At 38.1% G+C, this 26,716-nt stretch carries 13 protein-coding genes; all 13 read right to left on the bottom strand.

Going from position 1 to position 26,716, the window contains the following annotated elements:
• Nucleotide 1: 1 nt before the first annotated feature.
• The 13 genes from EA772_RS16775 to EA772_RS16715 all read right to left on the bottom strand — a co-directional run bounded on the left by EA772_RS16775 (nucleotide 2) and on the right by EA772_RS16715 (nucleotide 26,419).
• Entirely contained in the window at nucleotides 2–2,740 is a 2,739-nt protein-coding gene (locus EA772_RS16775) for an alpha-L-rhamnosidase (protein ID WP_246833978.1), read from the bottom strand.
• A gap of 170 nt (nucleotides 2,741–2,910) precedes the next feature.
• Entirely contained in the window at nucleotides 2,911–5,676 is a 2,766-nt protein-coding gene (locus EA772_RS16770; protein ID WP_124914215.1) for a glycoside hydrolase family 2 TIM barrel-domain containing protein, read from the bottom strand.
• Entirely contained in the window at nucleotides 5,676–7,133 is a 1,458-nt protein-coding gene (locus tag EA772_RS16765; RefSeq protein WP_246833977.1) for a sialate O-acetylesterase, read from the bottom strand. The genes EA772_RS16770 and EA772_RS16765 overlap by 1 nt, the downstream gene beginning before the upstream one ends.
• A 175-nt stretch (nucleotides 7,134–7,308) precedes the next feature.
• Nucleotides 7,309–9,141, bottom strand: coding sequence for a six-hairpin glycosidase (locus EA772_RS16760; RefSeq protein ID WP_124914214.1), 1,833 nt, complete (start codon nucleotides 9,139–9,141; stop codon nucleotides 7,309–7,311).
• A 341-nt stretch (nucleotides 9,142–9,482) separates the two neighbouring features.
• Nucleotides 9,483–10,409 carry a glycoside hydrolase family 43 protein gene (locus tag EA772_RS16755; protein ID WP_246833976.1) on the bottom strand — a complete coding sequence of 309 codons (927 nt, stop codon included), beginning with the start codon at nucleotides 10,407–10,409 and terminating at the stop codon, nucleotides 9,483–9,485.
• A gap of 241 nt (nucleotides 10,410–10,650) precedes the next feature.
• A complete protein-coding gene (locus EA772_RS16750) occupies nucleotides 10,651–12,051 on the bottom strand; it encodes a glycoside hydrolase family 140 protein (RefSeq protein ID WP_124914213.1) in 1,401 nt (466 codons plus the stop codon).
• A gap of 3 nt (nucleotides 12,052–12,054) precedes the next feature.
• The gene (locus EA772_RS16745) at nucleotides 12,055–15,216 is read right to left on the bottom strand and encodes a DUF6298 domain-containing protein (RefSeq protein WP_124914212.1); all 3,162 of its coding nucleotides are present in this window, start codon (nucleotides 15,214–15,216) and stop codon (nucleotides 12,055–12,057) included.
• 234 nt (nucleotides 15,217–15,450) lie between these two features.
• Entirely contained in the window at nucleotides 15,451–17,082 is a 1,632-nt protein-coding gene (locus EA772_RS16740) for a polysaccharide lyase (protein WP_124914211.1), read from the bottom strand.
• Nucleotide 17,083: 1 nt separating this feature from the next.
• Complete coding sequence (locus tag EA772_RS16735; protein WP_124914210.1) at nucleotides 17,084–18,739, bottom strand: polysaccharide lyase family 1 protein; 1,656 nt, start codon at nucleotides 18,737–18,739, stop codon at nucleotides 17,084–17,086.
• 384 nt (nucleotides 18,740–19,123) lie between these two features.
• Nucleotides 19,124–20,110, bottom strand: coding sequence for a hypothetical protein (locus tag EA772_RS16730; RefSeq protein WP_124914209.1), 987 nt, complete (start codon nucleotides 20,108–20,110; stop codon nucleotides 19,124–19,126).
• A 47-nt stretch (nucleotides 20,111–20,157) separates the two neighbouring features.
• Nucleotides 20,158–22,053 carry a RagB/SusD family nutrient uptake outer membrane protein gene (locus tag EA772_RS16725; protein WP_124914208.1) on the bottom strand — a complete coding sequence of 632 codons (1,896 nt, stop codon included), beginning with the start codon at nucleotides 22,051–22,053 and terminating at the stop codon, nucleotides 20,158–20,160.
• Nucleotides 22,054–22,063: 10 nt separating this feature from the next.
• On the bottom strand, nucleotides 22,064–25,225 hold the full coding sequence (locus EA772_RS16720; RefSeq protein ID WP_124914207.1) for a SusC/RagA family TonB-linked outer membrane protein: 3,162 nt from the start codon (nucleotides 25,223–25,225) through the stop codon (nucleotides 22,064–22,066).
• Nucleotides 25,226–25,750: 525 nt separating this feature from the next.
• A complete protein-coding gene (locus EA772_RS16715) occupies nucleotides 25,751–26,419 on the bottom strand; it encodes a DUF3826 domain-containing protein (protein ID WP_246833975.1) in 669 nt (222 codons plus the stop codon).
• Between the last annotated feature and the right edge of the window lie 297 nt (nucleotides 26,420–26,716).

Genomic DNA, 26,716 nt, shown 5'->3' with positions numbered 1-26,716 from the left:
ATTATTTCCCTTCCACTACAAATGAATAATCTCCTGAGCCAACTTCATAAATTGCTCTGTTATGCTCCATTTTTATGAATTTTAAATCTTTTATCGATTTCAATTTCTCTGTAATTTCATTTTTATTATTTGCAGGAATATAAACCAAAGCGCTTGTGTTTGCAGGAACCGTGATGTTCCAGTTGAACTGCTTTGCTGTTTTTGTATAACTGCTTTTGATTAATCCATAAGCTGAATGGTAACTTGCGCTAACCGAATTCAAACTATTAATCATCTCCGGTTTCATGATGATTTTTTTGAAAGCCTGACTTTCAGATTTAATTCCTGCCAGGTTTTCATAATACCAGATTAATAAATCGCCAAGCATCATTACATGGTTTTGAGAATTCATTTTCGGGTCGGCGGTGTTGCCGTTCCATAATTCCCAAATGGTTGTAGCACCATTGTCAACCATGTAGCCCCAGCTTGGATATGTTTTTTTAGTTGCGATGGTGTAAGCTAAATCTGGTCGGCCATAATCATTTAAACAACGCATTAACCACTGAATACCAACCAGTCCGTTACTTAAATGCCCCTTATTCGTTACCTCTATCGTGTAAGTAATATTCTTAAAAACCTCCTCCACTTTGTTTTGAGGAACCATACCAAAGTAAAGCGGAATGATGTTGTCTGTTAAAGCATTGGCGGCGTAATAACCTTTTTCATTATAATATTTCTGGTTGAAAGCATTCTTAATTTTGTCTCCCAAAGCCTGGTAATCTTTAACATCCGTTTCGTTTCCAATCGCTTCTGCAAACTGAATCATCAACTGTGTGAAATGATAATAATAAGCGGTCGAAATTAAGGCTGACGGATATTTTTTATCGGCACTTTTTCCGCGACCAAACTCAATGGTAATCGGTGGCATACACCAATCGCCATAGCTATCTTTCGTTAAAATGTAATCTTGCATGTAGCGGTCTTGCATATAAGCCAGCCATTTTTTCATTGCCGGATAGTTGTCGTGAACTGCAGACACATCTCCCGTTTGCTTGTAAACCATTTCCGTAACCAAAAGCATTGCTCCCGGCCAAGTCATATTATCGCTGTAATATCTCCAGAATGCTGGCGCAACATCAGGAATCGCACCATCTTCTTTCTGCGAATTTCTAATATCCTGCAACCATTTGGTATAAAATCTGCCGTTATCGAAAACGAAATTTTCACCATAAGCTACTGCACCCCTATCACCTAACCAAGGCATACGCTCATTCCGTTGCGGGCAATCGACCGGAATCCCTTTGTAACTTCCTGCAATTCCCCACCAGGCGTTTTTAAAAATCTGGTTGGTTAAGGCATCAGAAGTTTCGAAAGTTCCGACGGTTTTAATATTGTCGTATATCATCTTACCAACAAAATCATTAATACCTGGCTGATAAGTATACCCCGAAAGCTCTACATATCTGAAACCACGATAGGCAAAAGTTGGTTCCCAGGTTTCTTGTTCGCCACCTTTTAACGTATATAAATCGGTACATTTCGCATTGCGAAGATTGGCTGTAAACAATTCGCCATTATCCTGTAACGATTCTGCAAAACGCATTTTAATTTGCTTTCCTTTTAAACCTTTTACCTTGATTTGAAGCCAGCCCACCATATTTTGCCCCATATCCAAAAGATATCTATCGCCAGAGATTTTTTTGATTGATACAGGTTTTAGCGTATTCATCACACGCATATTTTCATTCATTTGCGCTTCGATTACGCCTGTTGGCTCCTGCACAAATTCGGCTTTTGCCCATTTACTATCATCAAAACCAATAGTATTCCAACCCGTTAAATGTTTCGTCGCGTCATATTCTTCGCCGTCATATTCATTATTGGTTCTGATTGGCCCATCAGCAGTACCTTTCCAACTATCATCCGTATCGATATTTGCAGTTGTTCCATCTGTATAAACGATATTGATGTTCATCAGCATCTTCGGAAAGCCAAAGGTTTTAATTTTATAAGGTTTTTCATTTTGGCGCATGGCGAAAAACCGACCATTACCTAAAATAGTACCTACTGCATTTTTTCCATTTTTAATATATGAAGTAACATCGTAGGTATTGTATTTCACATTTTTGGTGTAATCTGTTGGCGAGGGAGACAAAACATCCTCCCCAACTTTTTTGCCGTTGATGTAAAGCTCATATAAACCTAAACCAATGATAGATGCTGTAGCAGATTTTATGTTTTTGGTAGCTTGAAATTCCTTTCTGAAATACCTTGCCGACAAACGCGAATCGGTTTTAATATTATCCCAGGGGAAGGCTCTATCGAAACCTATCCAACCTTTTGGCCAATCTTTATAATACAGCAAACCCATCGAGAAATAATTATTCGCTGACCATTCGCTTTGCCCGGCGGTAGTCCAAACTTTAACTTTCCAATAAGCTTTTAACCGGCTTTTAAGCTCTTTTCCACTGTATTTTACATGAATAGATTCAGCAGAATTTACTTTTTCAGAATTCCATAAATCGCCTTCGTTGGCATTTAATTTTTCTATTGATGAAGCAACTAAAACCTGATAAGCCGTTTGCATTACATTTCTTTCTTTTGAAATAATTTGCCAGGCAAAACGTGGTTTCTGAAAATCAATTCCCAGCGGATTTTGAAGCATTTCGCAAGTGGTATTTTGCAAAGAAACTTGCGCAACCACTTTGGTAAGTGGCAGTAGCCAGATGCTGATTATCAATATGTATATTCTAATGTTCATTTACGCTTTGTGGTTGATTACACCAATTTCTATATTTTTTATTTTGTCCCGCTGATTTTGGAGATGTACGCAGATTTCTAATCTCTTTTCTGCGTATATCCGCGTGATAAATCTTTTTTCCTATCATCTCACTAATTAGATAGCTTCGTCGTGCCTCCTCGCAATGACGACTATCGAATTGAAAAATCAAAATACAACGTCATATCCAAAGCCCTGCTCGGGTCTTTATCAAAATCATAATAAATATTTTTCATCCCCATTGGTCCGGTTGTTTCAGGTTTTTGGGTTTTTGTACCAATTGCCGAAATCCCATTCATAAATGAAATATCTCCATTTGGGAAAGTCGGACTCATATTGTCATATTCTGTATCCTTAGATTTCTTTGGCGTAAATAATCGCAAGAAAACATCCTCTCTATCGGTTACTACTTTAAAGCTTTGAGATTTGCCGATAAATTCACACCAATACATGTTCGAGTAATATCCTTTAAATTCCGGATATTGCCAAGCCGGTTCTCCTGTTGCCGAATCATTGTAATCCTTTTTCCAGATACCAAACTGTTGTCCTTTCATCCTGTTTTTCCAAACTCGGTACGGTCCATTACCTTTATATTCAACTGATTTTATTTCACTTTCAGGATAAGAAAAGTTTAATCCCACGAATGTGGTGAAATATTCAGCAGGGAAATATTTGACTTCCATTTTTAACCATCCAGATGGGTAAACTGTCCATTGCAAGGTATTCCAGCTTTCTTTTTTATCATAAGTTGATGAAATAACCAGATTTTCGCCATCGGTTTTAGCGGTAAAATTTTTAAAATTATTCACACCTTCCTGTAAAATCGGACCGTTCGAAAACGGAATCACACCTTTTGCATTTTTAGCTTTTTGTAACAATCCGGAGATTTTGTCAAAAGTTAAATCAATGCCATTTGCCGAAACCTGGTAAACTTTTGCATCTTCTTTTAAGGTTACTTTAGACGATGCTGTTTTTGTTACGATTTTCGCTGCATCGGCTGCAGGTAATGTAATTGGGAAACTCCAGGTAAAAAGTTCTTTTCCATAAAAATCCTTTGCTATTAAATATAAAACATCAAAACTTCTCCAATCTGTTGGAAGATTTACTTGTAATTTTCCTTTCTCAAAAGGTTTAATATTTGGCGCATCAGCTTTTCCAGCCTTGAAAGCTGCATCATCGCCAGCTTTAAGTTTTTTCAACTTCCATTCGAAAGTACATTGGTTGAGGTTGGTAAATGCATACCAATTTTCCAATAAAAATCCCCCATCAAAACCGGCGGTCATTTCTCTTTTCTCTACAAAAACCGGGCTCCAAACTTCTTTAATGGTAAAGAAACTTCCCTCTTTCTCATGGTAAGGTCCAACAATTCCATCCGGACCGTGATTTCCATCGGTATCCAATTCGCCATTTTTATCGGTACGGACAACGGCCTGGTCGGCAAAATCCCAAAGGAAACCACCGGCAGACTGTGGGTTGTTCCACATCGCGTTCCAATAATCTTCAATGCCTGCTCCATGACCGCCGTCCCACATGCCATGCAAAAATTCTGTTGGCATTAATATGTTGTGGCCATGGTCGTAGTTTCCAATTCCATAGTTAAATTCACGGTAATGTGTGGTTTCAAATCCATTAAAAACTTCCCAAGGATGGATTAAAGGGCGTTTTTGAATATCTTCTTCAGCGAAAAGATGGTCGAGTTCACGGTTGTGCCCGCCCTCATTTCCGTTTGCCCAAAATATAATCGATGGATGATTTTCATCATTAACCATCATTTCTTTCATCAACTTTGTTCCCGTTGGGGTATCATAGGTTCCATGCCAGCCGGCGAGCTCATCCATCACGAATAAACCAAGCGAATCACAAACATCCAAAAAATGCCCATCAGGCGGATAGTGTGACATTCGCACGGCATTCATGTTCATTTCTTTCATCAGTTCAACATCAGCAATGCTTATTTTTTTACTTGTTGTTCTGCCAGATGTTGGATAAAAAGAATGGCGATTTACACCTTTGAACTTCATTTTTACACCATTTACGTAAACGCCGTCGCGTTCCTTCACTTCAACGGTTCTGAAACCGATTTTTTTTGAAATTTGATGAATGGTTTTGCCATTTTTGATAAGTGAAATCGTTGCGGTGTAAAGGTTTGGAAACTCTGAAGACCAAAGTGCAGGGTTTTTAAATTCTTTTTCGATATTGGTAGAATTAGCTGTTATTTTGGTTGAAAAATCACTTCCAAATTTCTTTCCTTTTGCATCTACAAGTTCTACATTAATTTTATCTGCCCCGCCGGAAGTGAAAACATTAGCTGTAAAAATGCCATTGGCTTTGGCATCAATTTTTATTCTATCGATATGAGTTTGTGGTAAAGATTCAAGATAAACAGGTCTGAAAATGCCACCAAAAATCCAGAAATCAGCTTTACGCTCTGCTTCATTAACTGATTGATTCGCAGAATGCTTGGAAACTTTTACTTCAAGTAGATTTTCACCTGAAATTAACAGTTTAGAAATATCATATCTGAAAACATAAAATGAGCCTTGATGAACTTCTCCTGCCAATTTCCCGTTAATCTTAACTTCCGTATCGGTCATCGAACCTTCAAATACAATATTGATTTTTTGATTCTTCCAAGCGGTTGGAACTGTAAATTTGTATTTGTAAAGTCCTTGTTCCCTGCCTTTGTTCGTTTCTTTATTAAAACCATAGTTGTACTTCCCGAAACCTTGCAACTCCCAGTTGGATGGCACTGCAATGGTGGTCCATTTTCCTGCATTCATGCCCTCGGTACAAAAGAAATCCCAATTTACGGTATTGTCGTTTCCAGTTCCTGAAAGATATAGTTTCTCTGCTTGTTGAGCCTCTACACGGCCAAACATGATAATTAAACAAAAGAAAAGTATAAATCTGGTTCTCATTAATTGGTTTTAAATTGTTTGGTTAAAGGATTATCGGTACGGAAAGGGAGCACTGGTAATCCATTACTGTATAAATTTCCTGTTGGATTTTCCGTCCAGTTATAACGAACAGCGGTTGGTTTTGCAATTTCTTTTGAGGAAACGAAAACCTTGCCGTCTTTCAAAACAGCATCAGCATTTACAAATTTGCCACTAGCATCTGCAATTGTGAACCCGGTGATATTTGTAGCGTTCGCTGATTTTAAATAATCGAAATCTAATAGCGCTTGATTATTTCTAAATGAAATCGCTTTAAAAACCGGTCCAGAAAAATCTATTTGTTGATTGTAGGTTTTACCTAAAGCCATTAGCGCTAATCTCCTTCCTACTTCCCATTTATAAGTGGGGTGCAAATCGCCTCCGTTATCATTTAAATCATTCGTAGAAATCATTCCTGTTTTGGGCAAACGCAAAACTTGTTGCTGTGCCTCCCAAAATTTTGGTTGTGTTTCTGTTGTAAGCACAACCTTATCACTTTTTTGCTTACTGTAATCGTAAGGTGCAATTTGTACACAATAAAACGGCAAATCTTGTTCGCCCCAAGCTTTTCGCCAAAGGTTTATTAAGGTTTTCATTTTATAAGCATAGCTGATATCTTCATTTAGAAAGCAGTTTGTTTCGCCTTGATACCACAAAAAGCCACGAATTTTAAACTTCGAAAGTGGCTCAATCATCGGTGTATAAAATTTACCAGGGTCGTTACCAACTTTAGTGTTTTTGAAATATGGTTCTTGCGCAAATGCTTCCGGAGAAACCCATGGCTCAATTGCACTACCCGAAACGGATGAAGAAATCATACCGACAGGAATACCTAATTTTTCCTGAACTTCTTTAGCGAAAAAGTAACCAACAGCAGAAAAAGCTTTCAAAGCCGAATCTTGTGCTACCGCCCAACTTTTATGTACAGAATCTGGCTTTGCTAATTGTTTACGGTTAACCAGGAAAATTCTGATTTGTGTATTTTTTGCCTTTTCCACTTCATCAGCCGGGAAACCCAGTTTTTCATTTTTCGGTTTTGGGATTTTTGCCAATTTACGCATTTGGTATTCCATGTTCGATTGACCGGAACACACCCAAACTTCACCCACCAAAATATTAGTTAATTCGATTTTATTGGAGCCAGCAATGATCATTGTTTGCGGTGTTGCTGATGTTTTCAAAGGCATTAAAACCACAGACCATTTCCCGTTTTTATCGGTTACCGTCTGCTTTTTTTGTCCCGCGAAAGTGACTTCCACTTTTTCAGTTGGCGAAGCGTAACCCCAAATATTGATGGGTTTCTCACGCTGTAAAACCATGTTGCTTGATAATATTTGCGGCAAAAGAACTTTAGCGTTGGCAGAGAAAGAAAATAAAGTAAGGACTAACATCAAAAGAGATTGCCTCTTACCTGATAATGACGATAATAGTTGCTTCATGCTATGCAATAACATTCTACTTAAACGCAATGCAGGTAAGGCGGTCGTTATTGCAAAGCTGGGTTTGTGCGAGCTGAAGCAATCTAACTTATTGAATGAAATTGCCGTGTCGTTCCTCCTCGCAATGACGGTTTTATAATCCGAAATGACAATATGATTTGCAAAATCCCTCACCTTAAAACCCCTCCGTTTTTAAATACTTAATCGAATAAACTGCCTCCTTTTTCTCTGACTCGCCTGCATTTTTTAAGTCGTAAGTTTGGTCAGCAGGTGTATCCACGTTGGGAAAACGGCGGATATCTCCGGTTCGGAAAACAATACGGGAAACATCAGCCACTGGCTGAAAAGCTAAACTCAATGAAAGTTCTTTGCCATTAACCGTGAGCGAATAAAACCTGGTGTGGGCATCTAATTTCAACTTAATATCATAGCTTTTGCCAGCTTCATATTTCATGAAATTTTTATAACGGGCGCCGGCTTTTCCGCTAAAATTTCCAGCAGTATCAAAGGTCAAACGAACGCTTGCCATTCCTTTTGCATCTTGTAATTCAATTTCCAATAAGCCAAAATCGTTTTGCTTTGGTGTAACAGAAAAAGAAGTGATTATTTTTTTCGATGCCGGGAATAACCTTTCTGCTTTTGCGTAATCAAACGGGTCTTTGTCTTTCAGGACTAATGTACCGTCTTCTACTTTTACAGGTGCCCAAAGCGGACTATAAATATTCCACTGCTCCAATTCTTCACCTTTTGGCAACTTCCCGAAATCATCATTTACATGAGCTGAGACTTTATCATTAACAGGTAGCGGAAAAGACGAAACCCAGATATCTTCTTTGTTCATGCTGTAGGTTACCCATAATTTGCCATCCGCTGGTTTTCCATTTCCTTCTTCAATACCTCGAACGTACTGCGGACCGTAAGATTTATAATTTCCACCATAACGCATAGGCGTGATTTCTCCATTTACCAACAATAAATTAGTATAATCCAAACCATTTTTACTGGTTGAAATGGCCAGCGGCCATCGGTATTCTGATGGATTATATACCGTTGCAAAATTTCCATCAGCTGTTTTCTGCCCCCAGATTTTTGCGTTACTATTCACAAAACCAGGTGCCCGAAAAGCACTTTCCGGCCAGCTTTTACCATTATCGGTGCTGATAGCAGTTAATGCATTCTTCCAGAGTCCAACTACTCTTCCATCGGGTAAATGATAATAGCTAAATGCTTTGTACTGCTTTTGCAATGTGATTAAAGGGTCTTTTCTGTCGGCTTCTTCATTCCATTGCTGCGTCATTAACTTATTCGCTAACAATTCTTTACAGGCCTCAACAAAAGCTTTATTTTTACTTTTGGTGAAGTATGGATATTTTGTGTTTTTTTCTGAATAACCCGGATTGTAATGGATGAAATAAATTGGTCCATATTTACCATCAGCTTGTATTTCGCGAACAGCTCTGCCAATTCCATGCCCATCATTCGGGTCATCTTTTGCATCGAAACTGATGGCATAAAAACCTAAAACCAGAAATACATTTTTGGTAGAAACATAAAATCCCATACGCTGATGCATCACGGCATCTAAATCTTTTGCTACATCGGTTCTACCCTCTTTTGTAGTACCATCAGCAATTCTGTAAATCGGAAAAATTACATCTGGCTTTGTCCAGTTGTAACCATCAGGTGAAGATTGTAATAAAGTTTGTCCTGGCGGAATGCTTTCTCCAACCTGATCACTTAAATATTCTACGTAGAATTTGTTATTCCAGTAAGCCAACATGGGAGCATGATTATACGTCCAGCCAAAATTCTCGGCTAATTCAGGATGCTCTCTATTTGCCCGAAAAGTCTGGATATTGTGAACGCCAACTACAGGCGTTAACTGCCCATGGTGGTAATCTGCATTGACCAAAGTTTTTCCTGTATAACGTACCGTATCTTGCGCCTGCGAGGTTGATAGTGCAAGAGCAAATGGCAGGGTTAAACTTAGTATTTTAAATATTTTCATTCTATTTCTTTTATTCTCATCGTTATTGCGAGGAACGAAGCAACCCCATTATTTAAGTTGAGTTAAAACCCAACGCTTTAATTTTGCTTAGTGCCTCGCAATGACGAGATGGTTATTTCATTTCCACTTAGCTAAGCCTGAGTACACAACCTCCGTTCTACTCAAATCCGACCTAACAAATTTTTGGGGATAAACCGTGTAAGCCTACCCACAAACTTTAATACAAAAATTTTCAGCCGGCAATTTTGTTTCTTTTGTTGTCAAAAGAAAAAAGCCTGTCCGGCCAGGACAATATTTCTCTCTAAAGGAGATTGCTTCGTGCCTCGCAATGACGTTTACCCTTATTTTTTCAATCCTTCAATCACTTTCTTTTTCACTTTTATTATCGTTCCATGTTTATGCCCTTCCGGTATGGAAACTTCAGCTGTTACATCTTTAAAACTTTTAAAATCTGAAGTCTTATATGCAGAATAAATCTTCTGTCCGTAAGCATCGAAATAAATCAGCCAATCGTTTTTCACTTTCACAACTGTTGGTCCTTCGGTTAACTTCGGACTAAATGTTTCTGAAACGTTTGTATACGGACCTAAAGCATCGTCTCCGAAAGCCACTTTTAAATTTCTGTTTGGGCGAGTATTATCTTTTAGAACTAACACATAATCTTTCGCTGCTCGTTTCACTATAACAGCATCGATTACACTAAAACCTGGGTCTAAAAATAATTTTGGTTTAGAGAAAGTAACGAAATCCTTTGTTGTGATGCTATACATTCGATGGTTGTTTTCTTCCTCCTCCATTCCTTTAGCAAATCGAAAAGGTATGGTTGAAGCCCAGATGATTACAAACTCATTCTTTTCATCGTCATAGAAAATCTCTGGTGCCCAAACATTTACTGTTTTAGGTTCGCTTTCCATTACAGGAAGAAATTTTTGCTCACTCCAGGTTACCAAATCTTTGGAGCTTGCATAACCGAAACCTTTATCACCTTTCCAGCTGCACGTCCACACCAAATGGAAAGTTCCGTCTGGTCCTTGAACGATTGATGGGTCACGCATCACTTTTTGTGTACCAATTTCAGGCTTTAAAAATGTTTTGTTCAAATCAGTCCAATGGTAGGCATCGTAACTGTATAAAAATCTCAATCCTTCATTTGCTGGTTCGTGAAACGAAGTAAACACATAAGCCTGTTTAGAGCAAGATGTTAATCCGCATAAAGCCAGGCCAATGATGGCTAAACGAAATAATGATATGAATTTTAATTTACGCACTTTATTTGTAATAGTTATTTTTCTTTGTTCACAGTTAGGTTTGTCATTCTGAACACAGTGAAGAATCTTCAACCCATAAGCACAATCAACAATTACCCAATGTCTTAAAGCAACATAATATATGCTCGGGCAGTGTTAATCGGCTTCAGGTTCTTCGTGCCTCAGAATGACAGCAATATTAATGCTTGCTCTAATTGAGATTGCTTCGTGGTTCCTCTTCGAAATGACGACATACCTTATTTTATACCTTATCCAAAATCAACACCCAGTCGTTGCCATTTGCTGGTTCTCCTGGTGGATTAAATTCTTTGATCCCTTTATTTTCGAATTTCCCGATGTCCGTTGTTTTCCCCGTTTTTGGGTTAAACCAGGTACCTTTAACATCATCGCCATCGGTTTTGCCTAACTGAACACTAAAATTCTTTCCTGTATAAGTATAAAACATGGCGTATTCTTCACCACGGGTGGCTAAAACCCGCTCATATTTTTCTCCGTTTGAACCAGCCACCAAAGTTTGGTCCGGCACACGGTCGAAATACGAACGCGATAACATTAAATCTTTCAAATATTTCATCTGTACTGCACCGGGCGCATTTATTGCAGTAATCCACTGGTCTTTCGGACCGTAAGCAGGTTTTAAATCTGTTTTCTTATACATCTGCATCACCGAATTATGTCCGTAAGTATAACCAAAAGCGCCAGCAAAAACCGACCAATAGCCATATCTTCGCACGTCAGCATCTGTCCAACGAGGTTGCTTTATATCATGCAGACCTTGGGGAATATCCTCATAAGATGGCTCTCCATCAATTGTCGGTTTAGTTGGTTTCAGCTTATAATCAGATTCGATATATTTCCAGTTATCTTCCCCATAATGCAGTTTTTCTTTCGCAGAAGTATCTTGCGCATAACTTCTATGTCCCGATTGAATCATATCAAAATCATTCCACGCTGAATTATGGAACCAAGCCGAAGAAGCAGTTCTTCCACGTGGGTGAAAGGTCATCAAATGATGTGGGTCATTTGCTCTTATGGTTTCGCCAATGGTAGTCCACACTTTTAAGCCATCACTGCCCTTAATATCGCCACCATTTAACCAGATGATGTTCCATTTATCCTTATATCTATCAGCTAAAAATTTAGCATAAACTTTTGCTTGCGCTTCGTTAACTTTTTTCTCTTTCACATTTGTACCCCAAACCGGAACCAAAGCCATATAAAGTCCTTTTTCAGCAGCTTTATCTACCACATAATCAATGTGGTCCCAATAATCATAAGCGGTAGAATCTCTGTAATCATTCTTGTCAGTTACCACAGGTTTTGAAAGATCTTTACCTACAAGGGCAGAATCACCATAGATATTTTTAGCCGCTACATCATGCAAAACCATTACCTGAATCACATTGAATCCTTTTTGCTTTCTGTCTTCGAGATAGGTATTGGTTTCTTCGCGGTTAAGTCGACTAAACAATAACCATCCTGTATCACCTAACCAGAAAAAAGGCTTTCCATCTCCTGTGGTAAAATATCTTCCATTTTCAGAAACTAAAAGACTTTTATCGCCGAAATGAGGTTTATCCTTGCAACCGAAAATGGTTAAACACAAAAATGTTAAAAGGTAAAATGCAGATTTTAAAGTCATATTTTATATTTTGTTAATGAAGATTAATTCATCTCCAGTACCCACTTTGTTTATTTTCGCAATAGCACTACCGTTAACTTTTTCTTCTTTAATGATGGCCCCAGTTTTACTATTTAATATTTTTACATTGAATTTCCCGGCAGTTTTGGTTAAATCTACACTGATGGCTTCTGCCGATGCATTGTAAAAAAGATAGGCTTTCCCTACATTCTCCAAACCGTATTGTTGTTTGTTTTTACCTATCGGGATGATGGGTTTCAGCGTTGAAATTGCATTTGATAGGGTTTTATCAAGATTTTGAACATTTGATAAAGAACCTCCAGCCATTAAAACAGACCAGCCAAAAGCATCGAAATTATCGCCGGAATAAATCACAGCTTTTTCTGGGAATTTAGTTTTGTATTCGGAAACCGCATGATAAACCTCTTCGAAAGAAGTTTTCTTCGGCTTAAGCAAACGGGCGTGTTGACGAGGTGCTAAATTTTGTCCGCCTTGTGGTGCATATGCTGTTCCATCAGCTTGGTAATGCCAGTATCTAATGTCAATTAAATCAATTACATCAGCTCTTTGTTTATCTGCTAATATTGCATCCTGAACATCTTTGGTAACACTCAAACCAATAATCGGATGTTTGCCTGTTTCCTTTTCCCACTCTTTAATGGTATCAATCCAAAACTGAACGAAGTGTAACGGACCAGTAAATTCGGCACCAATCAGTTGAATCACACCAGAGTTTCCATCAAAATTTTCTAAACATTTTCTGATGTAAGCTCTGTGTATCGCCTTGCGATTTCCGTTGCTGATATCGTAAAATTGCTCGGCCATAAAAATGCGTTTATCGCCAGCATAAGGTACAGGTTCTGGGAAGCCTGTATTATTGATGTTATTTGCAGTTCGCCATGGGAAATCGGCATAATGTGCTCCAGCTTCAATGATATTGTGTTGGAAATAATTCTGATGAATTAGCACCAAACTTTTTTGGTCGGCCAGGTTTGCGAATTGTTTTAACCTATCCCAATACCAAAGGTTATATTTCGTGATGTCGTATTTACTCAGCCCATCCCATGCTTTATCTTGTCCGCTACGGGCAAAGGGCAGCTCGTAAAATGGTGCCCAAACTTCCCCATCAATTCTGCGGATACGCTCATGGTCATCTCTTCTTCTATCATACCAAAGGCCATAATTATGGTCTAGAACTTTAACTGAACCATTTTTCATAGAGTCAGTTATCTCTTCTAAATCATCAGTTAAGCCATTGCCTTCACGGCCAGGTACAAAACGGGTTACATGAAATTTAGTTTTCTTTAAACCATGCGGACGAGCACTGCCATTCCACCACGGAACATCCTGACGATTACCAACAACGATTTCATTACCTCGAACCAGCCAGCCATTTTTAATGGTCATTGCATCGGCTTTTGCTGGCTGATTAACTTTATCCAACCCAATTTTATCAATGCTTTTAGCTTGATTTACGTTTAGAGAAACTTTGTTCCTTTCTGATGCTGCATCTATGTATTCTGCAACAGTTAACGCTGGTTTAACAGCAAGTTTTGTTAGTTTCTGGGCAACATCAACAGGTGGACTACTTGATGCTTCAGTTTCTACAGGTAAAACAAAAGCTCTGGAATCAATTTCATTTCCGACTCTATCTTTCAGTTGTGCGTAATATAAACTACGTGGCTGAATTTGCTCGTTCGACATATCCCAATAACCGTTTCCTGAAAATTGCGCCCAGGTACCAAAGGCCCAGTTTTGCGCTGTTGGTGGCTGTGGATTATCGACTCTTGCAGCGCTACATTGCCAGAAAACACTGTTCGCAGCACTCCAACCCGCTCCTTGTCCATCCTGACCACGGTTTAAATAACTTAAGGCATTTCCATCGATGTTTACAATATCGAACAACACACCGGATGCCCAGCTATCAATTGTACCGCTAAAACTAAATGGCAAATAAGATTGACATTGCACAAAAACATTTGGTCCGGGCGCACAGAAACCCACTGCAAAATCATGGTAACCAAATTCCGAATACAATCGTTGAAAAAGTGTTTGTTGTCCTGTAGTGTAAAAAGTATTGCGGCGTTCACCTCCGATTTCGGAAATTGGTGCCAAGGATTTACAATCTTCAACGGTAATTCTTTTTGCTGTTTCCAGTACATTTACCGCAGAACCTGCAAAATGCTCAAAAACAACCTGACGAACCCAGGCATCTTCTATATTTTCTAAAGAAATGGCCGTCCAGCGGTGGTATTCATCTTTAATATTTTCTTTATGATAATCTGATTCAAGTTTTAGATTTTCTACACCAGAATTCGAAATTCTTCCATCCCATTTGTATTTTGATATTGTTGCGCCACCAAATTTAGCATCTAAAGCAGTGGTAATCGGTGCATCAAAAGTAATTGTCGAACCGCTTATTGCTGTTATCTTTCTATCCCAATGAATATCCCTGGTTCCAAGTTTCCAACCTAAAGCACTTTCACCCCCACCAAATTCAACTGTTTTAAGGGTTTCAATCCATTCTTTAGTTGATGGACGATTAATGATAATTTTGTCCCCAACCTTGAAGCCACTAGTATTTGATAAGTTTATTTTAATCGAATTTACCGGAACATAAGAATCACTGATGGCGATGGGAGTTTCTTCAACCTTATTATTTTTACCCAAAATTCGGATAACTCCTATCCGATCTAAACCCGTTGCAAAAATCTTAGTACCGTTTTCGCCCATTCCACTACCGCGAAGTACAACACCCGAAGCAGAAATTTTCAACGTTCCTGCAACTTCATAAGTTCCCTTTTCTAATAAAACCGCACCGCGTAAGCCATCCTTTCCAACGGGTAATTTCGAAACATAATTAATGGCCGATTGAATCCTTAGTGTGGCATCTCCCTTTGAAACCGGAACGACAACTTTAATTGTCGCATCTGGAATGGCTTTTTCTCCAGCCATATATCCTGCGTAAGAAAAATCAGGAATACGGTTTCCTTGCTCATCGGCTGTATAAGCCAGCTTACCATCCTTACCTTTAAAAATTGGTTTTGGTGGCTCTATTGGCTTTGGTTTTTGAGCATAAGAAAAGTTTGCAACCAAAAGCAAAATTATCAGGAGTGATAAGCTTTTTAGTTGTTTTACTTTTGATATATGGTTAGTACTTGGCATTTTTATTTTGTTATACTTTCCGTCATTGCTAATGAGTTACTTGAGGTATGCTCCCCGTCATTGCGAGGCACGAAGCAATGTTACAAAGCGGGCTTTCCGATTAGGATTGCTTCGTGCCTCGCAATGACGAACTGGTTAAGCAATGTGCTTAGTATTTCAGCTTTAGTCTTTCACTTTCAGCTTTTCACTTTCAACCTTTCACTTTCAACCTTTCACTTTCAACTTTCAACCATTCTACGGCCTTACTTTACTCACATCCACTAAGCTATTCAAATAAACTTCGATATTGGAATAACCAGATTTCGAAATTTTAGCAGCATCTTTTGCATCTTTTGGATTCAAACCATTTTTTATTTCCCAGGCATCAGGGATACCATCATTGTCAGTATCTACATAAGGCTTTCCTTTATATTCCGGATAACCACCAACTTGAGCAATATCTGAAATAATGCCTTGTTTATAAGAATCAGCAGGTAAACGACGCTTTACATAATTTTGTGGAGTAGGCAATTTCCCATCTTCAACATGTTCAATTTTACCAGTAGCAACCTGTTTAACGATACGCTGATCAACAGCATCGCGAACGGGTAATGATGCACCCGCATTTGCAAGCACATAATCGTATGCTTTTTTGGTATCGATGATTGAAATTTTCGCCATTGGTAAAGGCTTATCTGTACGGATAGAATCCAGTAATTTCTGCTTGTCGCGTTTACTTTCCGGCTGAACACCGCCATCCCAGTTATTTTTGGTTACTTTCTCGTTCCCCTCCACGATGTTCCCGGTTACGTAAGCACGACCGAATTCATTTGTGTATCTTTTATCTCTGCCAGATTCTGGTTTTAAGATTCGATAAGAAATTGGCTCTCCGGCCGGAGTAATTGGTCCGGGTTTGTAATAATTGTTTACGAAACTATAAAAGGAAGCATTATCACCACCATCGGCACTCCTGTTCCACCAATTAAAAACTACATTATTGGCAAAACCAAAATCGCCATACATTCCAACAGAAGGATTTCTGGCAATGTTCGAGGCCCAAAGATTGCGCATGAAAGTAGAATTTAATCCACCAATGGTACTCCCGAAGGCATGGTTGTACGTATCTAAAGCTTCAGAAAAAATAGAATTTTGGATGGTTACGTTTACTGTTGGTAGTTTTTCGGGCTTAGAACCATCTTTTTTATCGTAAACATGGCGGTAAATCGACATATTTTCATCCAGTCCCCAGCTTGCGGAAACGTGGTCGATAATAATATTTCCTACTGGATTACCACCAATGGCATCATCCCTACGGGTTACGTCAGTAGCGCCACGACGGAAGCGCATGTAACGAATCACCACATCGTGGGTATCAATCCAGATGGATTCGCCTGCAATACAAACGCCATCACCTGGTGCACTTTGACCTGCAATGGTAATGTATGGCGCACGAATACTCAATGGAGATTTTAAACGAATAATTCCGGCAACATTGAAAACAACAATTCTTGCTCCACCCTGTTCACAAGCTTCACGCAAGGTTCCCTTGCCAGAATCTTCCAAACTGGTTACCACATAAACTTTACCGCCACGTCCGCCAAAAGAATAGGCTCCGCCACCTTCAGCACCCGGAAAGGCCACCATTTTTGATTGTGGTAGATCGCTCGGTTTTGCTGCCCATGGAATATAAGGTTTACCTGCTTTAGCCTCGGCATCAATGATTGGCTTAACTTTTAAAAATTGTTGGTCTGCTCTGCTTCCAAGCTTTGCCATTAATGAGTCAGCCTTTTTTTCCATTGCCTCAGGGATCACAGGATATTGCGCAAATGCAACATTTCCGATTCCACAAAGCGCAATAATGCCTAAAAATGAATTCCAGTTACGCATATTAGTTAGGTTTTACAGTTGAAACGGAAACTACACTGTTTAAATAGTTTTCGATATTCGAATAACCATTTTTAGTGATTTTTGCTGCATCGGATGCATCTTTTGGGTTTAAACCATTTTTTAATTCATAAGCATCAGGCATACCGTCGTTATCTGAATCTTTGTAAGGCGTTCCTTTATAATCCGGATAACCACCTACCTGAGAGACTTCCGTAATAATGCCTTGCTTGTATGAATCTCCAGGTAATCTGCGATGTTCAAATTGAAATGCCGATGGTTTCGCATCAGGGTGAACTTCAATGATTCCAGTTCTTACCTGTTTAACTATTCTTGTGTCAACAGGGTCTCTTTTTGGCAAAGTTGCGCCTACATTTGTAAGTACAAACTCTTTAGCTTGAAGTGTAGGAATGATAGATATTTTCGGCATTGGAAAAGGTTTTTTTGCTCTCATTGCTGCAAAATATGGCGATGCTTGCTCGAAACTCATCAAACTTCCTTTTTTATCTTCAAGCTGTACACCACCGTTCCAGTTATCTTTGGTTACTTTATCGTTACCTTCTATGATATTTCCATCTACGTAAGCTCTTCCGAAAACAACATAAGGCAATTTACTACGTCCAGACTCGGGTTTTAAAATACGGTAAGAGATCGGATCCTTAAGCTCAGTAACAGGTCCTGGTTTATAATAGTTATTGATAATATTATACTGTGCGGTATAATCACCGCCATCTGTAGAACGATTATTCCAATTGAAAACTACGTTGTTTGCAAAATTAAAAATACCATTCCAGCCGATGGATGGATTACGAGCGCCGTTGTCTGCCCAAAGGTTACGAACAAAAGCACAGTTTTCGCCACCCAATGTAGAGCCAAAAGCATGGTTCCAATAATCCAAAGCTTCAGAGAAAATAGAATTTTGAATGGTGATGTTTACTGTTCCTAATTTATCTTCGATTTTGCCGGTACTATCATTGTACATATGGCGATACATCGACATGTTCTCATCCAATCCCCAACTTGCCGAAACATGGTCAATCATGATATTTCCTACTGGATTACCACCAATGGCATCATCGCGACGACCTACAAAAGTTTCACCTCTACGGAAACGCATGTAGCGAACAATCACATCATGCGTATTTAACCAAACCGATTCACCTGCAACACAAACGCCATCGCCTGGTGCGGTTTGACCGGCAATAGTAATATATGGCGCACGAATAATTAATGGCGATTTTAAGCGAATAATCCCCGCAACATTGAACACCACAATTCTGGCTCCGCCTTGCTCACAAGCATCACGCAAAGAACCCGGACCACTATCATTTAAATTTTTTACAACGATAACTCTACCACCACGGCCACCAAAGCTGTAAGCGCCACCACCCTCTGCTCCCGGAAATGCCAATAGTTCAGATTGAGGTAAATCTGTAGGTCTGCCCGCCCATGGAATATACGGTTTGCCTTGCTTCGCTTCGGCTTCCATAATTGGCTTTGCCTTTTCCCATGCAATATCTGATTGACGAGTAGCTGCCTTCATAATCGAGTCAGACTGTTTTTTTACATCATCAGGAATTTTTGGATATTGCGCAAAAGCTGAACCAGCTGAGAGAATTAATGCTGATGAAAATAGCAGATTTAATAAGTTCTTTTTCATTTGTGTTTTGCTCGTAAAGAAAACGAAGATTTTACCAAGAAAATTAACTGTGAAGAATTTCAAAAAGTTAATTTACAAATTGCGGCTCATTCTTTAGTATTTCTTGGTTATAAGTTTTGGTTAGAAAGTATATTATTTCAAATCTAAAAGGCTTCTGAAAATAATTAAATATAACATTTTGTCTATATTATATATCATCTTATCATAAAGGAAATCAACTTATTTTAAATCAATCTGCTTTAAGAAGCTGCGATACAAGATAGAAAAAAATTTCATATATAAATGTAACATTCTTAAATGAAAAAAGGAAGCAATCGCTGCTCCCTTTTTTTCAAACCAAATATATATAAAATTGTAGCGGTGCAAACCGCCGAGAAAAGCATTTTATCGTTGTACTTTAATGCTTACGTTGATGAATGGTCTCTTCTGCAAATCAGCAGTAACGGCATTAATATATAACATTCCATATTTACCTTCCGGTGTAAGGAAAAACACGGCATTACCCGCTGCCAATCCATTGGCCGGCGTAGTTTGCGTAGTTTCATTAAATGTTATTGCCCTTGCTTTTGCTAATGCCTCAATAGAAGAACCAGAAATTGCTGTGGTAAGGAAAGCATTCGCTTGTCCGGTTACTGGCTGGCTAAATTTAGTTGTTCTTTTTGGACTAAAGCCGCTGATATCGTAAACCGTTAAAGGATTCGTCGCCACACTTGGAGAATACAAATTAACTACCCAGGTTGGCGTTTGAACTGTTGAGTTAGAACCTGGTTTTCTGTAAATACCAAAATCTATTTTTGCGGCATTGGTTGCTGCATTATTATAACTAAATCCGGTTGCGTCATTAAGAGAGAAAAAGCTTGGTAAAGATTTGCCAACGGTATCTGGCAAATAGATGTCGCGGTTAGCATAAATCATAAAACTTGGATTAACATCAACCGTTACTTTTTTGTAACCATCACCAATATAAATTCCTTTTTCATTCAGCGCACAAATGCGATAACTTTGTTTACCATCACGAAGTGCAGCTGCAGGAAAGGCAGAATTTGGCAATTTAATGATTGAAGAAAAACTTCTACGTTGAGCTGGATCAGTAATGTTAACCGTATAACGCGTGGCCTGAGCTGTACCAGCAGACACTTCAAAAATGTAAGAATACATATCTTCTTTGGCAGAATTGATGGTGAAATCGATCCACACCTCTTCTTTATCGTTAATTACTTTATAATCGGTAACGCAACGCGGATCGCTATTGTTGAAGGTTACGGTTACATCTCCAAACATATTAAATATGTTTGCCGACTCCTTTTTACAGGAGGCGAAAACAATAACACATAACGCGATGAATAACTGATGAATATATTTAGTTTTCATTATTTTAATTTTTAATCAGATTTACTGAAACGTTTATGCTTTAAATATTAATCAAGTGGATCAAACGTACCACCTGCCCAACCTATCGTTGGAAGAATTTTATTACCGAAACTCACAAAATCATTGTGGAAGGTATAGAAATAGTGAAACTCGGGTACATTGTATGGCAAATATGTAGTATTTGTAACGATAACATTTTTAAAGTACTTTGTATATACCGCTTTATCATTCACATTTAAAGTTTCTCTGAATAATGTTGTCCCACCAGGAACAGTTGGATCTTCCAACACTTTTTTATCTTTCTGATCTGAACCTGAAGGCGGGTTTACCAGCTGCACCTCTAACTTAGATAAATTGCCTGTTAACAGATGCATGGTACGAGACCTTCTTAAATCAGAATTACGTTTGTTTTCGAAAGCAAATTCAATTTGTCTTTCATTTAAGATCAGGTTACGTAATTGAGCGGTGCTTCCAGCCAATGCAAGTCCGTAATCTGAATCACCCGCTACCACTCCTGCTCTTACTCGTATTTGTCTAACTAAATCTTTCGCACCAGAAATATTTCCTGTTTCATTTAAACAGTCGGCATAATTTAACATCACCTCAGCAAACCTGAGTTCTATCCAATCCATGCCACTACCACCACCAATAGAGGCATTATAAGTAGATGCACTTGCTGTTAAGGTTGGTGTAGAAAAACGTTTCACATAAACTGGAACGCCACTACTTTCGCCAACGGCTAGGTTGTAGGTCCATTGTTTTCGAGTTGCATTTCCACTCAATGGATATACGGATCCATTCGTTGCAAAAGTAGCTTCGAATCTAGGATCTCTATTTTGCCAAAACATGATTGGATCATAAGGAAAAGCCGTTGACGTATTCAATGGTTTTCCATCTCTCATTGGATAGGCATCTAACATTTTTGTAGTGGGTAAGAAATAAGTATTTGGAAAACCAGTACTTCCACCCTCTGATTGCGGCCTAACTCGAGTCTCCGTGTTATTGCCTCTGTTTGGAACGGTACTTGAATAAGTTCTTACTAAAATCGCCTCAGTATTGGCTGTACCTTCTACACGGAAAATGTCTAAATAATTTGGCATTAGTCTTTTTCCAGCCGCAACACACATATCATAAGCCTCTTTATTAGCAGTTAGCGCATCTGCCCATCTTGAAGCCTGATAAGGATGTTTGGCATCATTTATTGGATTAAATTGAGGACTAGCCCAATACAATAATACTTTAGCTTTTAAACAGGTCGCTATTAATTTGGTTATTTTACCTCTTCCATCTGCATCGCCCGGATTAAATCCTTCTAATAATACAATTGCATTATTTAAATCGCTTAATATAGCCGCTATACATTCTTTAGCTGGTCTTCTTCCTTCATCATAAATCGTATCAGCACCTTGTGGTGTTAATGGTAGCGGAACACCACCATAAACTTTAACCAATTCAAAATAGGTAATGGCTCTTAATGCGTAGTACTGTCCAAGTAATTCATTCTTTTTAGGCGTAAGCATTTTACTTCCAGGAAGATTGGCAATCGCGTCATTACATCTGGCGATATCCCAATACTTATTATTGCCCGGGTTACCACCATAAGTATTACCCGTGTACCTCACATCGTTATTTCCCAATACGCCCTGTAATCCTAAAGCGGCTTTAGCGTTCGCATCACCATCTGGAAAATAGTTTTCATCACTTGCATAATGAACACCATAACGGTCAGGAATTAACTGTAACGGAAATTGATACATGGCCACATCATAAACCCGGTTTAGGTGTAATTGTACGGAACCATCATTATCCCAAATGGCCTGATCGATACCGCCTGTATCAGGTAGTAAGAAAAACTCATCTTTATTTACGCAGGCTGGTAATAGTGTAGCTAATGTTAAGATAGCAACTGCCTTTTTTATATTGTTTTTTATTTGCTTAATCATTGCTCAAATATTATAAGTTAACACTTAATCCAAGAGATATTGTTCTCAACATTGGGTAATCCCATGCACCTGAAGTATATGGATCTTTGAAAGGTAAAGGATTTACAATGGTCCACAAGTTATTTCCTGTTAATAGGATTCTTGCTCCACCAATTCCTAGTTTATTAGCGAATGCAGTTGGCGCTTTATAACTCAATGTCATAGTATTTATACGAATCATCGTGCCGTCAACAGCCCAAAAATCAGAGTTAATACCTAATGAAGGATCGTCAAATCTTGGAAATTTACCTTCCATTGGATTATCTAACGTCCAACGATCTGTCCAAATATCTAACGTATTTCTCGTTCTCGACGGAGCTGTTTTTGATCTGCTATCATAGAAAACTTTACCGCCAAATCTTGCGTTGATGTTGGTATTTAAACTAAAGTTTTTGTAGGTTAAATTAAGTGAAATACCTGAAGAGAAAAAGGCGTTTGTATTTTTATAAAGCGGTGCTAAATCACTATCAGATATAACGCCATCTTGATTGGTATCTTCGTAATACAACCAACCTGCTTGTGGAATTCGATCATAAATCCTGTAATTAGGATATTTTGCCATCCAAGCATCTACATCGCCCTGCGTTCTAAACATACCAAGGTTTGTTAAACCATAGTTATTTGTACTATACCTGCGGGGATCGGTACCAAATAACTGTAAATTAGGGAAAGTATTGTTAATTAAGTTTCCTTGAGTATATAAAACCCTGTCTGTAACTGAGTTACCATAAGAAAAGTTGATACTCGTACTCAAATTCCAGTCTTTTGCAAGTTTTGCTTTGTAGCCAATACTAAACTCTGAGCCCCAGTTGTAAAGTTGTCTGTAATTTAAAACCGGCGCCGGTGTACCAAAATATTGTGGGTATTGATTATTTGCGCCCAGTTCGAAACCATCGTAAGTATAGTTTTGGAAAGCTTCGATACTAATATCTAATTTGTTGTCAAACATTGATGTTTCTAAACCAACGTTAATTGTTCTTTTCCTTTCCCAGGTAATATCAGGATTAGCTAAACGATTTCTGTTTAAACTGTTTCCGTTAGCGTTTCCATAGATATATCCGTTGGTTACATCAATCAAAAATCTGTCTTGCCACAAACGAACGCCAACACGATCATCACCAGTTACACCAACGTTTGCCTTAATTTTAAAGAAGTTAATGAAGCTAAGGGCATCGATATTTTTAAAGAAATTTTCCTGACTCACCACCCACCCTACTCCAATATTTGGCGATACCCCCCAACGGTTGCCTAATGCGAAGTTAGATGATGCATCAATACGGGCAATACCTTCAATAAGATATTTTTTATCGAAATCATAACTGAAACGTGCAAAACCAGAACGTTTGGATACTGCAGTTCTATCTAAGTTAGATGCTACCAACGTATTGATATCATAAGCAAAATACTGGTCTACACCAGGAATTAATTGATTGGTATAGCGAATTTGTGACTGTTGACTATTACCTTCACTCTGCTCAGCACCGGCTAATAAACTAAAACTGTGTTTTCCAATAGTTTTGTTATACTGCAATGTTAGAAAAAATTGATAGCTATTATTATCAATTAAGCCCGGTGTGAAAGTTGAATTTGTAGCGCTTGTTGGTTGAAATGTGCCTGATGTAGCTGTGGTTAACTGATCGGTAAATAACTCCTGATTATTACCTCTTTTCACAAAATTATATAATGTAAAAGGTGGTACATATTGTGTGTTTTTAGAAGATCCGCTTGATTGCGAAACCTGACCCCGAATTACCAGGCCTTTTAAAAACGTTGGCTCATAAGTTAACGAGGCATTAATACGGTACGATTTATTTGAACCATTATTGTAGTAACCAGATTCCGAAATGGCTAATGGATTGTTATTAGCAGGATTAACTCCATTAACGTTATAGTTAACAAATTTTCCATCAATACTAATTGGAACCCATCTTGGAACAGTAATCAGTCTTTCAAAAAAGAGAGCATCATTTTCCTGGGCATTGTGGTGAAGTTCTTTTGTACCATAATCAACGTTAAAGTTAACATCAGCTTTCAAACCGTTGGCTACTGTTGCAACCACACCACTTCTGAATGAATATTTATTATACTTCATTCCAGCATAATTGCCATTTTCACCTTGGTAACTGCCTCCCGCGAAGAAGGTAATTTTATCGCTACCACCAGAAATACCAATATTATGGCGTTGTGTGGTAGCTGCCTGCCATACTTCATCGTACCAGCTTTTATAATCCAGTGTTTTAAGATATTCTAAATCTTCCGGGGCGAAATATTCAGATGCAGCAGCACCCACAGAACGATAAGTGTCGTTCAGTAAAGATGCGTGTTCAAAACCTGATAACATTTTAGGAACTTTAATGGCATCAGAAATACCTAAATAACCATTATAAGTAATACTTGGCTTTCCGATCTTTCCCTTTTTTGTAGTTACTAAAATAACACCCTTAGCTCCGGCAGCACCATAAATAGCAGCAGATGCATCTTTTAGAAAGGTTAAATTTTCGACCATTGAAGCGTCAATATTATCGAAAGCTTCTCTCGTAACCGTAATATTATCTACAACATAAAGCGGCTCGTCTGTAGTACCAGCGGCTGCAGTAGTTGTAGTAGCACCCCTGATGTTGAATGTAATTGGCGAACCTGGCTTACCGGAAACCTGACTTACACCAACACCAGCGATTCTATTTCGCATTGCACCAGCTAAGTTTGGCGCAGGAACATCCTGAATTTCAGCCCCTGTAATAGTGGCCACGGCACCCAAAATTTCTGATTTCTTTTTTGTAGCATAACCCACAACCACAACAGCGTCATTATCCAATGTTTGTGCATCTTCAACGAAACTAATTGTGAGGTTTGTTTTCCCTGCTAAGGGCACTACCTGCCTTACATAGCCTATATAAGAAAAAACCAAAGCATCAGTAGCCGGATCGGCGATTAATGCAAAGTCTCCCTTATCATTGGTACTCACATTGTTTGTTTTGCCACGTATTCCTACAGTCACTCCAGGAAGCGGTTGCCCGTCCTTTTTATCAACAACTTTACCAGTAATTTGTCGCTGCTGCGCAAACAACGAAGTACTGATAATTGTCAAGAGTGCGAATACCCAAGATAATTTGCGTAAAAATTTTAAGTTCATATTTATTATTTGGTTAGTTTTTAATACTAATTATATGCAATTGTGGGTCGACCAAACCTATACTGATGTGATCTTTTTTATACAATCTATATTAAAGCTTCATTCAACTTTAAATAGCCTAGTTAATATTAGTTATCCGTTCTAGAAATGAGTGTTTGCTTTGATCAATTGATATTCCCTACACTTGTGAGTTAAACAAAGGGAGCGGTATTCTGCATAAATGCAATCACACCTCAATTTGTTTTAGTAAAGACGGCTCATATCTTAGTCTATTTGTTTATTATAACTGTTTGGTTAGACACTATAATTTATGTTTTAAGAATTCACAAATTATAGTTCTTTATTAAATTTAAATTCGATTGTTATATGATTCCAGCAAAAAACTGTAACCATATTAACCTAAAGTATTTACATTTTTAATTAGGTTACAAGATAGAAATAAAATTCATATATAAATGAAATATTCTTAAATAAAAAATGTTAAAAAAATTTGGCTGCTAATTTTGATATATTAACAGCCAAGAACTAATTATTCTCAGCTTTCGCTTTTCGTCTTTTTTCCCATTCTATCCCCTCTTTTTTCAGGTCGTAACCAGCAGCAGAAAGGTAATTGTTAATTCTACCTTTATATTTCCCGAACCAGGCATGCTTTTTATCTGATGATTCAGCATCCATCGCATATTCTCGGGCTTCAGTAAGCCAAACTAAGATTTGTTTCTTTTGCGCCTCTGTTAGGGTTAGAATTTCTTCCTGATAAGCTTTATATGTGATAGGTAATACATTATAAGTCATGCCATTTTTCACCAAATCAATTTGTTCTGGCGTTAAGTGTGCAGAAAGTTTACTGATGTATTTGTTATGCAATTTCGCCAAAGATTCCATTATGCCCCTATTTTGCTTAGCCAGAGCCGAATCCCTTTCAACTTTATTACCTTCAAGTTTGCTTTTGATCTCCTTTGCTTTCAGGTCTCTGACACTGTAGATATCGTTCAGATTGCTATACTGATCTCTGATGATATCCCTAACCTTTTCAGCTTTCTTTGCATCAGCAACGCCTAAATTAACCACTATCTTATCGGCACGCCCAGTAATTGCCTTAACGTATTTATCTTTTTCTTCTGCTGTCATTTTCTGTGCAAAAGTTGTCGCAACGCCTGAGAACATTAATAACAAGGCTAAAATTGGTAATCTCATAACTTTCTTGAATAATATTTGGTTAAATGTAATCGCTTTGAAAAGCCTAATCTCAAATGACTTAGCGTTTTCATTGATAAGCAAAAATAACAGAATTTCCTTTTGTTTTATCTATCTTGATAATTTATTAATAAATAAAAAATTTATATAGAAATAATTGAATATTCTTGGTTTAGAAAACATGAAGGCCTCTGTGTACAAAACTCAACAATCAAAAATGACATTTTATAATATTTTTTATCCAATTTTTGTATCATATTATCATCAAACTAACTAACTTTAAGCCGATTGCCAGTA

It is taken from the genome of Pedobacter sp. G11 (assembly GCF_003860265.1).
Taxonomy (GTDB): Bacteria; Bacteroidota; Bacteroidia; order Sphingobacteriales; family Sphingobacteriaceae; genus Pedobacter; species Pedobacter agri.
Note: the sequence above shows the minus strand (reverse complement) of the source record. Positions and strands in the feature narration are given on the sequence as shown.

What these genes read in the sequence shown, in the direction of transcription:
- EA772_RS16760 (WP_124914214.1), bottom strand. Translation starts at nt 9,141, where the DNA reads ATGAAAATATTTAAAATACTAAGTTTAACCCTGCCATTTGCTCTTGCA.
- EA772_RS16740 (WP_124914211.1), bottom strand. Translation starts at nt 17,082, where the DNA reads ATGCGTAACTGGAATTCATTTTTAGGCATTATTGCGCTTTGTGGAATC.
- EA772_RS16720 (WP_124914207.1), bottom strand. Translation starts at nt 25,225, where the DNA reads ATGAACTTAAAATTTTTACGCAAATTATCTTGGGTATTCGCACTCTTG.
- EA772_RS16715 (WP_246833975.1), bottom strand. Translation starts at nt 26,419, where the DNA reads ATGAGATTACCAATTTTAGCCTTGTTATTAATGTTCTCAGGCGTTGCG.
- EA772_RS16730 (WP_124914209.1), bottom strand. Translation starts at nt 20,110, where the DNA reads ATGAAAACTAAATATATTCATCAGTTATTCATCGCGTTATGTGTTATT.
- EA772_RS16750 (WP_124914213.1), bottom strand. Translation starts at nt 12,051, where the DNA reads ATGACTTTAAAATCTGCATTTTACCTTTTAACATTTTTGTGTTTAACC.
- EA772_RS16735 (WP_124914210.1), bottom strand. Translation starts at nt 18,739, where the DNA reads ATGAAAAAGAACTTATTAAATCTGCTATTTTCATCAGCATTAATTCTC.
- EA772_RS16765 (WP_246833977.1), bottom strand. Translation starts at nt 7,133, where the DNA reads ATGAAGCAACTATTATCGTCATTATCAGGTAAGAGGCAATCTCTTTTG.
- EA772_RS16725 (WP_124914208.1), bottom strand. Translation starts at nt 22,053, where the DNA reads ATGATTAAGCAAATAAAAAACAATATAAAAAAGGCAGTTGCTATCTTA.
- EA772_RS16770 (WP_124914215.1), bottom strand. Translation starts at nt 5,676, where the DNA reads ATGAGAACCAGATTTATACTTTTCTTTTGTTTAATTATCATGTTTGGC.
- EA772_RS16745 (WP_124914212.1), bottom strand. Translation starts at nt 15,216, where the DNA reads ATGCCAAGTACTAACCATATATCAAAAGTAAAACAACTAAAAAGCTTA.
- EA772_RS16775 (WP_246833978.1), bottom strand. Translation starts at nt 2,740, where the DNA reads ATGAACATTAGAATATACATATTGATAATCAGCATCTGGCTACTGCCA.